This window comes from Aureisphaera galaxeae (assembly GCF_028561275.1).
GTDB classification, from domain to species: Bacteria; Bacteroidota; Bacteroidia; order Flavobacteriales; family Flavobacteriaceae; genus Aureisphaera; species Aureisphaera galaxeae.
In genome coordinates this window covers 277,009-292,438 of record NZ_JAQQTF010000004.1, presented here as the reverse complement: position 1 = coordinate 292,438, position 15,430 = coordinate 277,009, and the positions used below count along the sequence as shown (strand labels likewise).

Sequence of the window (15,430 nt, the reverse complement as noted above, 5' to 3'; positions counted from 1 at the left end):
ACCCATTTTTTCAAGCTAAGCTTCCGAAAGTTGTTTGGCGAATTCGAAACGGACCAAACCGTCTTCATCTATTTTGGTGAGTTCCACCCGATGAAGTGTATTTACCAATTCCGGATTCCATGGGGTTTTTACTTTTACATAGTTTTCGGTAAATCCGTGAATGTACCCTTCCTTATTTTCACCTTCAAAAAGGACGGTTCTGGTAGTTCCCAGTTGGCTTTCATAAAACGCCCTACGCTTCTTAACCGATAGTCCACGGAGCATTTTACTTCTTTTATGACGCACTTGTTTCGGCACCACGCCTTCCATTTCGGCGGCAGGCGTATTATCCCTTTCAGAATAAGTAAACACGTGTAAATAAGAAATATCCAGTTCGCTCAAAAAATGATATGTCTCTAAGAATCGCTCTTCGGTTTCTCCTGGGAATCCTACAATAACATCCACCCCGATGCAGGCATGGGGCATTACCTCCCTAATTTTGGTAACGCGGTCTGAATACAGCTCGCGCATATAGCGACGACGCATCAATTTCAATAAATCGTTGCTTCCGCTTTGCAATGGGATATGAAAGTGAGGAACGAAAGTTCGCGATTGGGATACGAAATCGATGGTTTCGTTCTTCAACAAATTGGGCTCAATCGAAGAAATACGCAGGCGCTCAATCCCGGGTACCTCATCCAATGCTTCACACAATTCGAAAAAGGTGTGCTCGTGCTTTTTATTACCGAACTCCCCTTTTCCATAATCGCCAATATTCACACCTGTTAGTACTATTTCCTTGATTCCCTTAGCGGAAATCTCGGCGGCATTGTTTAGTACGTTCTCCAACGTATCACTTCTAGAAATTCCACGGGCCAATGGGATGGTGCAATAGGTACATTTATAATCGCAGCCATCCTGCACCTTCAGGAATGCTCTCGTACGATCTCCAATAGAATAGGATCCTACGTAAAAATCGGCTTCGGAAATCTCACAGGAATGTACTTCGCCAAAATCGTTTTTGCTCAAATCATTGATATAATCCGTGATTTTAAACTTTTCGGTCGCTCCCAGTACCAAATCCACGCCATGCACATCGGCCAATTCCTGAGGCTTTAGCTGGGCGTAACAACCTATGGCCGCTACAAATGCTTCGGGGTTTGCCTTTTGGGCTTGCTTAACAATGGTTTTAAAACGCTTGTCGGCATTTTCGGTAACGCTGCAGGTATTGATGACATAAATGTCTGCCCTTTCAGAAAAATCCACACGATCAAAGCCTTCGGAAGTGAAATTCCGGGCAATGGTAGAGGTCTCGCTGAAATTGAGCTTACAACCCAAGGTGTAAAATGCGACTTTTTTAGATGCGTTCATTCTTGTACTTTAGCAAAATGGGCACAAAGATACGAACTAAAGACAAAGTAATCTTCTAATTTCCATATAACCAGAACACATACACCGTAAGATTTATTTATGACGCAAGCGCAACAGAGAATTCAAGAAGTAAAACGATATTTTAAGAATGGAGATGTTGACATTGGGTACAGAAGGCTTTTGGATTGTGTTATGGACACCCAGGATATGGAGTTCTACAACCGTGCCATCGATCTAACGGAATGGAAAGAAAGCCATCCAGAAGCCTTGGATCAATTTCAGGAAAAGGCGAACCAACTCCTTGATCAGCTAGCAAACATTCCGGTACAGGAAGCCAAAAGGGAAACCATTATTGCTGTCAATGAATTGGAAAAAAGCTACGGATACAATCGTTTTTGTTTAGGACCCATTTCACTGGAACTTAAAAAAGGCGAAGTATATGGACTGGTTGGCGAAAACGGAAATGGTAAGACTACCTTGCTTAGAGCACTGGCGAAAGAACTGAAACCCACCAAAGGAGAGGCTTATTATTTATTCGACGAAAAAGAACAGGGAGATTTCGACCTAAGAACCAAACTGGTGTATATCCCACAACGCACGCCCGTCTGGTATGGAAGCTTAAAGGATAATTTGAAATTTGTACTTTCCAATTACGGCGTCCCTCCCGAAGAGAATGAAACTCGCATTCTTATGATGATTGCCCGTTTTGGCCTTTGGAATTATAAACACCTAAAATGGAAGGAACTCTCATCGGGATACAAAATGCGGTTCGAATTGGCCAGAACCTTGCTAAGGCAACCGGAGTTGCTGCTTTTGGATGAACCCTTGGCGAATCTGGATATTCTGTCGCAACAGCTCATTTTGGAGGATTTAAAGTCCATTTGCAACTCCATAAACAACCCTATCGCCTTGTTGCTGAGTTCGCAACAATTATACGAGGTAGAAAAGGTCTCGGACAAAGTGATTTATCTGGAAAAAGGAAAGCACATTGCTCAGGATGCAGGGGCTACGGATGAATCAGTGCCGGAAGACAAATCCCTTATCGTCGAAATTGAAGGGGAAATAGAAAGGGAAGCCCTTCAACGTATTTTGTCACATTTACCGCTGGAACGGCTTTTGTTTAATGGTGGGGTGTACATTGCGTATTTCTCTTCGGAAACTCAGTATCATCAGGTGCTATACGTTCTTGGTAAGCACGAGGCCACCATAACCTATTCCCGTAACATTTCAGAATCCTCCCGAAGGTTTTTTGTATCCTAATCCGAACAGTCCATGAATAGATTCATTCAAAAAATAAATAAATATTTACTGGAACGATATCCTTTACTCTGGAATACGCGTATCGTTTGGATGCTCGCTAGCAGCATCATTCTACACTTGCTTTTCTTTTTGGGAGGATACCTTGCTTTAACGGATGTTACCAAATTGCATAAGCATGGAGCGGTGGATATGTTCCTAAACAATGGGACCGTCTTCATGGGTATTATTATTTCCATCCTTCAGGTCGCGATTTGGCTTATCTTTTTGCTCAAGAACAACGCCTTCAAAAACTACTACCCAACCACAAGGAAAGGACTTTGGCTTCAGTTTGTATTGTTCTTCCTAACCTTCTTTGTCTGTACTACTTATTACTATTCGTATACAGCAGGGATAAAGGCTCATACTGCGATACACTATCCCGATGAGGAATTTGAACAAGACATTAGAACTGCGAATGAAGCCCATTTGTTTTTTTCACAAAGTATTTACGAGTATACCCTAGAAAATGTAGCCCATCCAAGCGTATTGGACACATTACATTGTGAAGCCAACAGTTTTTATGTACAGGATTCTCTACCGCATTTTAGTTTTGAAGGTAGGAAATGGCAGTACTACACCTTGGAAAAGAAAGTATTTGATTTCAATGATTTTGGGAGGAACTTTTATCGGCATATCGATTCATTACAGCAGGAAAGTGTCTATAATATTAGAAAAGACTCTTCCATAATTTGCTATTTTCGGAATGAGGTAGTAGACGTTAAAGACCTTATTAAAAACCCCAATCCCTCTTACTATAATTTCTCTGGTCGTTTCTTCAGTACCTCAACAGCTGGAACACCCTATTATGGTTATTCCGTGTATCAACCCGACCTGTATTATAATGATACGGAATATCTAATGGAAGATGAATATGATTACTATCGCATTAGAAATTTCATCAGTGAAGCACAAAGGGATAGTGTCATCAAACGCAAGCGCCTTCGGAATATGGAGAATCAGGCGTTATTGGATAGAAATGACCCTGCAGAAATAAAAGGTAAGTTGGAGAACCTGCTTCTGGTAGCCGATAAATATGAAGTCCCACACAACCTCGAAACTGATGCTTGGTTTACTATGGTTTATCACCCTCCGCTTTTTGATCTAAAATCGCGAATAAGACCTTCGAAAAAAAGTGAAAACGGAGATCTCTATGTGGACGAAGAGGCACAAATGAACAAGTTCGAAAAACACAGCAGGGAAATCTTAACGAATTATTATTTCGAAACTACCGCCTTGAAAAGGGTATTCGAAAACATCGATGAAATAAAAAACGACGATATTTTTAATCCTTCCATCCACTTTTTCCTTTGGATAAGTTTTATGCTGGCCTGTGTGCTTTTTGCGTTTAGGGTTACAAATATAAAGGCCCTATTATTTGCCATTATTAGCGCAGGAGTGCTTACCATGCTTGTCGCCTTGGTGATGGTTTTGATATCATTTATGGAAAGCAATTTCGAAATATTAGTTCAATACTTCATATTCGTCATTGCTTCTATAATACTAGGACTTTCCTTATTCTTTGTTAACAAGATCTCTAAAGTAGTACAGGCTGTTGCCGTTGTTCTGTCGGTCATAGGGTTTGTGCCTTATGTACTACTCATCATTAGCATCATCTCTACCCATCAAAGGAGGCAATGCTCTGGAGTCTATTACAATATTTTTTATAACGATGAGTATTGTTTTGTGCTCATGAACTATCTTGGTCATTACCTTAGTTTAATATTATTTATCATAGGACTTCTTTTCATTTTCTTTTACTCTGGTCAGATTAAAAAATGGAAAGCCCAAGCAGAAAGTTAATGAAACGTATGATCTCGCGCCCCACATTTAATTTCAGGTATTCGTTGCTTTGTTTTGTGGCAATCCTCATAGCATGTGTTTCCTGTTCGGATTCGTCCAACAGCGACCGCGATCATCTTGTTTTCCGCTATAACGAGCATAGCAACATCAGTTCTTTAGATCCTGCTTTTGCGCGAAATCCGCAAAACATTTGGCCAAGTAATCAATTGTTTAATGGACTGGTGCAATTGGATGACTCCTTGAGTATTCAACCCGACATTGCCAAACGCTGGGAAATCAACGACTCTACATATACCTACACCTTCTTTTTACGGGACGATGTGTATTTTCACAAGCATGATGTTTTTGGGAGTGATAGCACAAGAACAGCTAATGCTTACGATTTTGAATACAGTTTCAATCGACTACTCGATCCCCAAGTGGCTTCCCCTGGGAGTTGGGTGTTGAGCAATGTGGATTATTACAGGGCTGAAAATGATACGACCTTTACCATTCAGCTGAAGCAACCTTTTCCAGCCTTCTTAGGGCTGCTTTCAATGCGTTATTGTTCTGTTGTTCCAGAAGAAGTAGTGGAGCATTATGGAAGTGACTTTAGAAGCCATCCTGTAGGTACAGGACCGTTTCAATTCAAATTGTGGGAAGAAAACGTGAAGCTGGTCTTTCGAAAAAATCCCTTGTATTTTGAAAAAGATGAAACGGGAGCTTCCCTCCCCTATTTGGAGGCTGTTGCAATCACCTTCCTTCCCGATAAGCAAAGCGAGTTCCTTCAATTTGCCCAAGGAAAAATAGATTTCATCTCTGGACTGGACAACTCCTACAAGGACGAAATACTTACCACAACGGGAGAGCTTCAGGAAAAATACAAGGATCGGGTTAACTTAATTACAACCCCTTATCTAAATACGGAATACCTCGGATTCTTCATGGGGGCCGACACGCCGGAAATCAAGTCACGTTATCTCCGACAAGCCGTAAACTATGGCTTCGATCGACAAAAGATGATTACCTATCTAAGAAATGGTATGGGCATCCCGGCAGAGCATGGATTCATCCCTATGGGACTTCCCGGTTTCGACTATATTGAAGGGTATACCTATAAGCCCGAAAAAGCACGACAATTGGTAAAGCAGTACATTCAGGAAACTGGGGATACAGAACCGGAGATCGTGATTGGCACCAACAGTCAGTACTTGGATATTTGTGAATACGTACAGCGCGAACTGGAAAAAATTGGGATTAAAGTTACAGTCGACGTCATGCCGCCTTCTACCCTACGCCAAATGAAAAGCAGTGGCGAGTTGGATGTCTTCCGCGCCAGTTGGGTGGCCGATTATCCCGATGCCGAAAACTACCTTTCCTTACTCTACAGCCCTAATTTTACACCCAACGGCCCTAATTATATGCATTTTTATAATGAGACCATGGACAGTCTCTATCTAAAGGCTCTTTCTGTTACCGATATTGAACAAAGAAAGCTGCTGTATACCCAAATGGATTCTCTCATCATTGCAGAGGCTCCGATCGTCCCCTTGTACTACGATAAAGCCATACGCTTTGTGAACCACAAAGTGACCGGATTGGGCATCAATCCACAAAATTTCCTCTTTCTAAAAAGAGTAAAAAAGGAACGGTAAAATCCTAAAGATTAGATCCTTACAAAACCTCCCAAAATCGTTGGGTAAGTAAACCTGTAACATTTCTTTAACATTTCGCGACTCATATAATAAACGCTCACAAAGTTCATGGGAACTCAGCAGTCATACGGAATTTACAGGTTTAATCGCCAGCAGAAGAGTGAGCGCAAGCGGCTGCATGAGTTAGATCTTTCGACCACTAAAGGAGGGTACAGTGAGTTGGAGGATCACAGACAAATGAACCTGCTGGCATTTGCCGAATTTCAGAAGGAGCAGTTCGCTCAAAAAAGACTCGAACGGAAAAAGATTATTCGGGTTTGGATCGTTGTGAGTATTCTCACTATCTTGATCATAGTTACGTTTCTGTTGTTACGGAAACCCATAATTGAGCAACTGTTTTCGCCTTCTTATTGGTAATATTTATTTCTAAAAAACAAATTATGAGCTTTGGTGCCGGACATATTATGGACATGATCCAGACGCTTAAGAACAATAAGCGAACTAGGAAAACCCGATTCGATAAAGATGCTGAAAAGCTTGGGGAAACCTATGGAGAATTTGTGGATCATAAAAAAATGACCCCAGAAGAGTTTGCAGCGTTTCAGGTTCGGTTTAAGGAACAAAAACGCAAGGAACGAAAGCGATTCTTATGGGTATTCGGGAGCATTATGTTGGTGATTATCATTGTGCTTTATTACCTTCTTTTCGTGTATAATTGGTAACAAAAAAAGCCCATCTTCGATGGGCTTTCATTTATTGTATACTGTGTATTAGTTCAATTGTGCTAAGATCTCCTCTACGGTTCTTCCCATAAGTACTCCAGGAATTTTAATAGGTGCGGCAACTTGTGCCAAGAACGTTCCATTAACTTCCCCTTTCTTAAATGATGTAAACCCGATACGGTACAATCCACGCGTTAAAGCACCTTCTGGATCTCCTGTCTTGCTCACATAACGCAATAGGGAGTTGTACTTTCTTCCGCTCGGCTGCTTTGGCATATCGCCACTATCATCGTTTTTGGCCAACGTCCACCATTTGGCGGCATCCATATTACCCATACCGTCTTTGGTAACGACATCTGATCGTTCTAAAGTGATGTAGGTATCGAAATAGTCTTTACCACCTGCATTATCTTCGTAGCCCGCTCCCATGATAGGATTTTTCACCTTGGTTTTCTTACCCACGGGAGACATCATGCGTACTCCCAATTCTGGAGCTACGGCAGGGATCCATACATAGATATAGTAGAATTTCTTACCGTCTACCACTTCATCTTCGGTATCTGGGGCCGCATATCCCAAATAGCTGTTTACATCAGTATAAGGAACCCTTTTGGTTATGGGGCCCGCTTTTACTTCTTTAGAGCTTCCGAAGGCTTTTAATTTTTGAGCTTGAACTTGGGTAAAACAAAAGGCAGCGAGTGCCAAGAATAAGTAGGATTTTAAATACTTCATTAGTTTGGTGTTATGGTTAATGGCCACCAAAAATAAAAGAATTATGGAGAAGTGAAAGTTTTTTCGTACAAATTGTATGAAGGGTATTAATTCCTACGCCATTGTGCCGTTTCCTCAAATACGTGTTCAAGGATTTTGGCATCGGTTTCGGTAAACTCCATGCCTCTTCGTTCCATCACTACTTTTGCGGTTTCGAATGCCTTATTGGTTTTGTAGGTTGTCATTCCTGACGCGCCACCCCAACTGAAACTGGGAACAAAATTACGGGGGAAACCACCTCCGTAGATGTTGGCGCTTACCCCAATTACAGTTCCGGTGTTGAACATGGTATTGATACCGCACTTGCTGTGATCGCCCATCATAAGTCCGCAAAACTGCAATCCTGTTTTTGCGAATCCTTCCGTTTCGTAATCCCAAAGACGAACAGGCGCATAATTGTTTTTAAGATTACTATTATTGGTATCCGCTCCCCAATTGCACCATTCGCCCAGTACACTGTTCCCCATAAACCCATCGTGCCCCTTGTTGGAGTATCCGAACAAGACTGAGTTATTAATCTCGCCTCCTGCCTTGCTAAAAGGGCCAATAGTAGTACCGGTGTAGATTTTGGCACCCATCTTTATCGTAGCGCCTTCGCATAGGGCAAAAGGGCCGCGAATTAAAGAACCTTCCATGATCTCTGCATCCTTGCCAATATAAATAGGGCCTTGGGAGGCGTTTAAGGAACAATGATGTACTTGCGCACCTTCTTCAATAAAGATGTGCTCCTCGTTGATGGCAGTAACACCCTTCGGAATAGGTTGCGATGTCCTTCCTTGGGTAAGCCAGGCAAAATCACGCTCAATAGCCTCATGATTTTTACTGAAAATATCCCAGGTATGCTCCACCCGCATAAGATCCTCATAGGTGTACTGAATGATCTCATAATCGTCGAATACCACTTCCTGCCCTTCCAATGCATGAAAAGCAATGGGCTCATCTTCATGAAAAATGGCTTGCTTTTCCGTTAGTCCCTTCACCATTTGGGCTAAGTTGTCTGAAGGAAGACAAGAACCATTGATCAAGATGTTCTGTTCCATTTCCACCATTGGGAACTTTTCCGAAAGATAATCCTCAGTAACGGTAGTCGTGGTATACCCTAGCACATGTTCCCATTTCTCACGAATGGTTAAGATTCCGATACGGATATCGGCCACGGGTCGGGTAAAGGTAAAGGGTAACAATTGGTTGCGTACGCTGCCGTCGAAGAGAATATAATTCATGGATGAAAATTATGCCTCAAAGCTACATAAAAAAAGCCCTCGATAAATCGAAGGCTCTTACATATTGTGAAAAATAAGTTTCTTTTTCGCAGCTTATTTTTTGAATTTCGCGTACTTGTTCTTGAACTTGTCAATACGTCCAGCAGTATCGATAAGTTTGGACTTTCCAGTATAGAAAGGGTGAGAAGTTCTTGAGATTTCCAATTTAACCAAAGGATACTCAACACCGTCTACCTCGATTGTCTCTTTTGTGTTGGCTGTAGATTTGGTAATGAACACATCATCGTTGGACATGTCTTTGAATGCTACCAATCTGTAATTTTCTGGGTGTATTCCTTTTCTCATCGTCTTTTAAGTTTTAACTCCTCGAATTTTGAGTGTGCAAATTTAAGCATTATTTACAAACGAACAATAGTTTCTTTAAAATTTTCATCTAAAAGTGTCTCCTCGTAACAATTTCTTACTTTTGTTTACTAACCTAACGAACCAAAAAACAAACAGACTATGGACAATTCTCCTGTTTCTATTAAAAAAACAGCCATTAATTCTGGGCTGATCATTGGAGGTATTTTACTTCTAATCGTTGCCGTAATGTACGCAACCGGAATGCTTATTGAAGGCGTTCAATGGCCTATGTATCTATTTTATGTACTGTTCCCACTTCTTATTGGGTATACCGTTTTTAGCTACAGAAAGGCTAACGGCGGTTTCCTTACCTTGGGACAAGCACTAAAAGTTGGGGTAACAGCTGCGGTAATCAGCGCGCTTATGTATGCTGTTTACAACATTATCTTCGTTAACTTCATCGATCCAGAATTTACCAAGGATATGATCGAGGTGACAAAGAACAAAATGATCGAACAGAACCCGAACATGACCGATGAACAATTGGAATCTACCATGGGCTTCATAGAAAAATTCAGTAACCCCTTCTTGGGAGGAGCTTTCTGGATTGTTATGAGCGCCTTCTTCGGATTCATTTACTCACTTATATCGGGGCTAATATTCAAAAAGGAAAGAGTATAGTATAAATGAACCTATCCATCGTTATTCCCCTTCTTAACGAAGAAGAATCCTTAAAAGAATTACACCATTGGATTGCACAAGTGATGCAATCCAATGGTTTTTTATATGAAATTCTGTTCATCGACGATGGAAGTACGGACCAGTCTTGGGACGTCATCCAACAGCTTTCCCAAGAAGATGCCAATGTAAAAGGAATCCGATTCCTGAAAAACTTCGGAAAATCACAAGCATTACATGCAGGCTTCGCTAGGGCAAAAGGCGAAGTGGTCATCACCATGGACGCGGACCTACAAGACAACCCAGAGGAAATCCCCGAACTGTACCGTATGGTAACCGAAGAGGGTTACGAACTGGTTTCTGGATGGAAAAAGAAACGCTACGATCCCGTTTTGGGCAAAAACCTGCCTTCCAAACTTTTCAATTTCGCCGCACGAAAAACATCAAAAGTAAAATTGCACGACTTCAATTGCGGGCTTAAGGCCTATAAAAATGAAGTAATCAAAACCATAGAGGTAACTGGCGAGATGCATCGCTACATTCCCGTATTGGCAAAAAGCGCCGGTTTTGATAAGATCGGTGAAAAAGTAGTACAACATCAAGCACGGAAATACGGCAAAACCAAATTTGGAATGGAGCGCTTCGTACGCGGATTTTTAGACCTTATTACCATTTCCTTCCTCTCCCGTTTTGGGAAGCGCCCCATGCACTTTTTTGGGGCTTGGGGTGCCATTATGCTGTTCGTGGGCTTCTGCTTTGCCTTGTATTTGGGGATCGACAAGCTGTTTATCAACCCAGGTGGAAGGCTAATTACAGACCGCCCTCAATTCTACATTGCCTTGACAGCTATGATTATAGGAAGCCAATTCTTTGTGGCAGGTTTCTTGGGCGAATTGATCCTGCGTACCAAAAAAAGCGGGAGCAATTATATTATTAAAGAAGTGCTAAACGCGGAAGAATAATTTCAATTATCCGTAATTTTGCGCCCAGCAACCTACAGGACCTAAAAAAACCTATGAGATACATCGATCCTGAACTTTTGGAAAAGGCCAATAAATGGCTCACTCCTTTTTTCGATTCAGACACCCAGCATACTATTAAAGAACTCATCGCTTACGATAGCGAAACCCTTGAAGACAGCTTTTACAAGAGCTTAGAATTCGGAACAGGGGGAATGCGCGGTGTAATGGGCGTGGGAGACAATAGAATAAATAAATACACCTTGGGGAAAAACACCCAAGGGATCTCACAATACCTTAAGAAGCAATTCCCAGGAGAAGACTTAAAAGTAGTCATTGCCTACGATTGCAGACACAATAGTGACACCTTGGCGAAGGTCGTGGCCGATGTCTTTTCGGCCAATGGAATACAGGTCTACTTATTTTCAGAATTAAGGCCCACTCCAGAACTCTCCTTTGCCGTGCGACACTTAGATTGTCATTGTGGCATTGTCCTTACAGCTTCCCATAATCCACCAGAATACAACGGATACAAGGTATATTGGCAGGATGGCGGACAATTGGTGCCGCCACAGGATGCGGAGATCATTCAGGAGATTAATGACCTAGATTATACCGACATTGATTTTGAAGCCAATGAGGCACTTATACAATGGATCGATCAAGAAGTAGATGACGTATTTGCTTCTGCCTCTGTGGCCAATGGAAGCTTTAACACCGATCAAGCTGCCAAGGATGGGATAAAGATTGTATTCACCCCATTGCACGGGACTTCGGTTACCATGATCCCCAGAGTATTGAAAGAGGCGGGCTATAATAACGTAACCGTCGTAGAAGCTCAGGCCAAACCTGATGGCGATTTCCCAACGGTGGAATCTCCCAATCCGGAAGAACCGGAAGCATTGGAAATGGCCATGCAAATCGCCGAAAAAGAAGGAGCCGATATTGTGATTGGCACCGATCCAGATAGCGACCGATTGGGCATTGCGGTTCGAAATACCGAAGGACAAATGACCTTACTTAACGGAAATCAAGCCATGGTGGTGAAGTCGCATTTCCTTTTGGACCAATGGAAAAAGCAAGGGAAACTGGACGAAAATACCTTTATGGCTTCTACCATCGTATCTACACCTATGCTGAAAAAGATAGCAGAAGACTTTAATGTAAGGTACCGCGAAGGGCTTACCGGCTTTAAGTGGATTGCAAAAATGGTAAAGGACTTTCCTGAAGAAAATTTTGTGGGTGGTGGAGAAGAGAGTTTTGGTTTCATGGTAGGTGATTTTGTGCGTGACAAAGATGCCGTTACCTCTACCCTACTGGCCTGTGAATTGACAGCACAGAAGAAAGCCGCAGGAAGTAGCGTATTCGAATACCTCCACGAACTATACAACCAATATGGTCATTTTCAGGAACACTTGGTTTCTTTGGTGAAAAAAGGAAAGAAAGGTGCCGAAGAAATTGCCAATACCCTAAAAGGACTACGAGAAAATCCACCTATGGAACTAGGAGGTGAAAAAGTGATCTGTTTTGAAGACTACCAGCATAGCATCCGCAAGGATATTACAGCTGGAACCGAAACACCCATTGACATCCCGAAGTCCAACGTACTTATATATTATACCGATGGAGGTAGCAAAGTGGCAGCCCGACCCAGTGGGACAGAGCCTAAAATTAAGTTCTATATGAGCGTTCAGGGGCCCAATGCGGAGCAACTTCCTGGAAAAATTGAATCTATCTTAGCGGATCTAAATCTTAATTAGTGACCTATTTCAAAAAAATAATTCGGTTTGCCCTGCCTTATAAGAAGTTCGGGATACTGAATATTATCTGTAATATTTTTTATGCGCTATTTAGTGCATTGTCCTTTGTGGCGTTGATCCCAATGCTGGATGTCCTTTTCCCAAAAGAGAAGAGTGTCATTGTAGAGGAGCCTATCTATGGAGGGTTATCTACGTTAAAGGATTATTTCAAGGATTATTTGGCTTGGCGCATTCAGGAGTATTCCTTAGACGATCCGTCTAAAGCCCTTATCATTGTGATTTCGTTGGTAATTATCCTGTTTTTATTGAAGAATGTATTCCGATATATGGCCAATTTCTTCATTACCTTTTTGAAGAATGGAGTCTTAAAGGATTTACGGAACGAAGTCTACGAGAAAATTGTCGACCTCCCGGTTTCTTTCTTTTCCGAAAAACGAAAAGGGGATGTGATGGCGCGTATAGGAACCGATGTATTAGAAATACAACATTCTTTCCTGTCCATATTGGAATTGATCGTTAGGGAACCCCTTACCATCATCTTCACTATTGCGATGATGCTGTTCATAAGTGCCGAACTCACTTTATTCGTTTTTATATTCATTCCGATCTCCGGATTCATTATCTCCCGTATTGGTAAATCCCTTAAAAAGAAATCAGACAGGGTACAAAAGGAACAGGGGACCTTTTTGTCTATTTTGGAAGAAACCTTGGGCGGACTTAAAATCATAAAAGGATTTAATGCCGAGAAGATTTTTGGGGGTAAATTCAAAAAATCGACCTACTTCTTTTACAAATACTCCAATTCGCTGTACAACCGCCAGAACCTAGCGTCCCCTACCAGTGAGTTTTTAGGGATTGTCGTGATTGCCATTTTACTATGGTATGGCGGAAGAATGGTATTGATAGATGGCACCTTAGATGGTAGTGATTTCATTGCCTATATGGGATTGGCCTATAACATCCTTACTCCTGCTAAGGCAATGAGTAAGGCCAGTTATGGTGTAAAGAAAGGAAATGCTGCAGCCGAAAGGGTATTGGAAATCCTAGAAACAGAATCGACCATACAAGATCTGCCCAATGCCGAAGAAAAAGCGAGTTTCGATAAAAATATCGAAATCAACAATATCTCCTTTAAGTATGAAAATGAATGGGTACTGAAGGACTTCCAGCTGGAAATTCCAAAAGGGCAAACCGTAGCCTTTGTAGGGCCCAGTGGAAGTGGGAAAAGCACCATTGCCAATTTGTTGACCCGTTTCTACGACGTTAATGAAGGAGCCATTAAGATTGACGGCAACGACATTAAAGATATTACATTAGCATCGCTGCGCGGCCTTTTGGGATTGGTAACCCAGGATTCTATCCTATTTAATGACACGGTTCGTGGTAATCTACATGTGGCTAAAGAGTCAGCTACAGATGAAGAGATGATCGCGGCACTGAAAGTAGCCAATGCTTGGGAATTCGTGAAAGAATTGGAGCATGGCTTGGACACCAATATTGGCGATAGTGGTAGTAAATTGAGTGGTGGTCAAAAACAGCGATTGAGCATTGCGCGTGCCGTATTAAAGAACCCACCTATCATGATTTTGGATGAGGCTACCTCTGCTTTGGATACCGAAAGTGAGCGTTTGGTACAGGATGCATTGGAAAAAATGATGCAAAATAGGACTTCTGTGGTCATTGCCCACCGTCTTTCTACTATTCAGAATGCCGATAATATCGTGGTACTCTCCAAAGGGAAAATTGTGGAACAAGGAAAACACGAGGAACTATTGGCCCAGAAAGGGGTATACCATAGTTTGGTCGAAATGCAATCCTTGGATTAAACAAAAAAAGAAGCGGTTGGGGCTCCGCTCCTTTTTGCCAGATTATTACAATTGGGGCTCATAACAACCTGATTGTTACATAAGTAGGGTTCAAATATAGGTTATTTTTCCATAAATCCAAACTTAAATTTGCATTTAAACTTGATAAAATGCATTTAATCGATTATTTGATTCAAAAATGAATCTTTTTCCTACAATTTTACAGTGATTTTGGTGAAAAATTAGGGCATAAAAAAAACGGGCCAGCCCCCGCTTAGGCCCGTTTAATGCTGTTCTCATTACAGTTGGGGCTATAATTAAGAACCTATACATAAGAAGTATGAGCTAAAATTAGTAAATATTTTCCTACAATCAAACATTTTTTGCATTTTATCGAAAAACTTTATCCGTTCGTCGATATATCGGTCAGGGTACCCTTCAAATTGAAAAAAGTGAACTCTCAATTAAACCTTTTATCTTTAGACAAGTCTTAGTACCAAAACCACCCAATGTTGATAGAAGAGCAATCCTTGGTATCGGCCTTACAGTCCCCTTCCCAAAAGGAAGAAGCTTTCCGCGTTTTGGTTTCCCAATACAAGGAACGTTTGTACTGGCACATCCGTAAGATCGTAATAGATCATGATGATACAGACGATGTCCTTCAGAACACCTTTATTAAGATTTTCAGAAGCATCGATAATTTTAAGGCTGAGAGCAAATTGTACACTTGGATGTACCGTATTGCTACGAATGAATCGATTACCTTTATCAACAAGAAAGCAAAACGGGCACAGATCTCTTCAGAAGAAATAAAAGAAGAAATGATCTCTAGACTGGAAAGCGATGTCTATTTTGAAGGGAACGAAGCACAATTAAAGCTGCAGAAGGCCATCGCCACCCTACCGCAGAAACAACAACTCATTTTCAATATGAAGTATTTCGAGGATCATACCTACGAACAACTTTCGGAAATATTGGAAACATCTGTGGGAGGATTAAAAAGTAGTTACCATATTGCAGTAAAGAAAATAACCGCTTACATAAAGGGGAGCGAAACAGGATAGTCAATATAGAATGAAACCTT

Annotated in this window: 14 protein-coding genes; 10 read left to right on the top strand and 4 right to left on the bottom strand. The window is 41.5% G+C overall.

The annotated features are described in order from the left end of the window. Nucleotides 1-15 precede the first annotated feature (15 nt). Entirely contained in the window at nt 16-1,350 is a 1,335-nt protein-coding gene (gene mtaB / locus POV27_RS06175) for a tRNA (N(6)-L-threonylcarbamoyladenosine(37)-C(2))-methylthiotransferase MtaB (protein ID WP_272861871.1), read from the bottom strand. 99 nt (nt 1,351-1,449) lie between these two features. On the opposite strand from mtaB, the gene POV27_RS06170 reads away from it, so the two are divergent. From POV27_RS06170 to POV27_RS06150, 5 genes are all read left to right on the top strand, one after another. After that, nucleotides 1,450-2,610: an ABC transporter ATP-binding protein gene (locus tag POV27_RS06170; protein WP_272861870.1), complete on the top strand. Its 1,161-nt coding sequence runs from the start codon at nt 1,450-1,452 to the stop codon at nt 2,608-2,610. A gap of 12 nt (nt 2,611-2,622) precedes the next feature. Further along, nucleotides 2,623-4,449: an ABC transporter permease gene (locus tag POV27_RS06165; protein ID WP_272861869.1), complete on the top strand. Its 1,827-nt coding sequence runs from the start codon at nt 2,623-2,625 to the stop codon at nt 4,447-4,449. An 8-nt stretch (nt 4,450-4,457) separates the two neighbouring features. Then, nucleotides 4,458-6,083: an ABC transporter substrate-binding protein gene (locus POV27_RS06160; protein WP_272862651.1), complete on the top strand. Its 1,626-nt coding sequence runs from the start codon at nt 4,458-4,460 to the stop codon at nt 6,081-6,083. A gap of 108 nt (nt 6,084-6,191) precedes the next feature. Then, nucleotides 6,192-6,500: a hypothetical protein gene (locus POV27_RS06155; RefSeq protein ID WP_272861868.1), complete on the top strand. Its 309-nt coding sequence runs from the start codon at nt 6,192-6,194 to the stop codon at nt 6,498-6,500. Nucleotides 6,501-6,523: 23 nt separating this feature from the next. After that, nucleotides 6,524-6,805, top strand: coding sequence for a hypothetical protein (locus POV27_RS06150; protein WP_272861867.1), 282 nt, complete (start codon nt 6,524-6,526; stop codon nt 6,803-6,805). A 48-nt stretch (nt 6,806-6,853) separates the two neighbouring features. Here POV27_RS06150 and POV27_RS06145 read toward each other — a convergent pair whose 3' ends face one another. The 3 genes from POV27_RS06145 to POV27_RS06135 all read right to left on the bottom strand — a co-directional run bounded on the left by POV27_RS06145 (nt 6,854) and on the right by POV27_RS06135 (nt 9,144). After that, complete coding sequence (locus tag POV27_RS06145) at nt 6,854-7,537, bottom strand: LipL32 family surface lipoprotein (protein WP_272861866.1); 684 nt, start codon at nt 7,535-7,537, stop codon at nt 6,854-6,856. An 86-nt stretch (nt 7,538-7,623) separates the two neighbouring features. Beyond that, a complete protein-coding gene (locus tag POV27_RS06140) occupies nt 7,624-8,799 on the bottom strand; it encodes a GlmU family protein (RefSeq protein WP_272861865.1) in 1,176 nt (391 codons plus the stop codon). A gap of 93 nt (nt 8,800-8,892) precedes the next feature. Next, the gene (locus tag POV27_RS06135; RefSeq protein ID WP_272861864.1) at nt 8,893-9,144 is read right to left on the bottom strand and encodes a type B 50S ribosomal protein L31; all 252 of its coding nucleotides are present in this window, start codon (nt 9,142-9,144) and stop codon (nt 8,893-8,895) included. A gap of 159 nt (nt 9,145-9,303) precedes the next feature. Here POV27_RS06135 and POV27_RS06130 point away from each other — a divergent pair, with 159 nt between their 5' ends. From POV27_RS06130 to POV27_RS06110, 5 genes are all read left to right on the top strand, one after another. Next, complete coding sequence (locus POV27_RS06130) at nt 9,304-9,825, top strand: DUF4199 domain-containing protein (RefSeq protein ID WP_272861863.1); 522 nt, start codon at nt 9,304-9,306, stop codon at nt 9,823-9,825. Between the two features lie 5 nt (nt 9,826-9,830). Then, nucleotides 9,831-10,784: a glycosyltransferase family 2 protein gene (locus POV27_RS06125; RefSeq protein ID WP_272861862.1), complete on the top strand. Its 954-nt coding sequence runs from the start codon at nt 9,831-9,833 to the stop codon at nt 10,782-10,784. Nucleotides 10,785-10,837: 53 nt separating this feature from the next. Continuing rightward, the gene (locus POV27_RS06120) at nt 10,838-12,541 is read left to right on the top strand and encodes a phospho-sugar mutase (protein WP_272861861.1); all 1,704 of its coding nucleotides are present in this window, start codon (nt 10,838-10,840) and stop codon (nt 12,539-12,541) included. Next, nucleotides 12,541-14,367, top strand: coding sequence for an ABC transporter ATP-binding protein (locus POV27_RS06115; protein WP_272861860.1), 1,827 nt, complete (start codon nt 12,541-12,543; stop codon nt 14,365-14,367). Before POV27_RS06120 ends, POV27_RS06115 begins: the two co-directional genes overlap by 1 nt. Before the next feature lie 488 nt (nt 14,368-14,855). Further along, on the top strand, nt 14,856-15,410 hold the full coding sequence (locus tag POV27_RS06110) for an RNA polymerase sigma factor (RefSeq protein WP_272861859.1): 555 nt from the start codon (nt 14,856-14,858) through the stop codon (nt 15,408-15,410). The last annotated feature ends 20 nt before the right edge of the window (nt 15,411-15,430 follow it).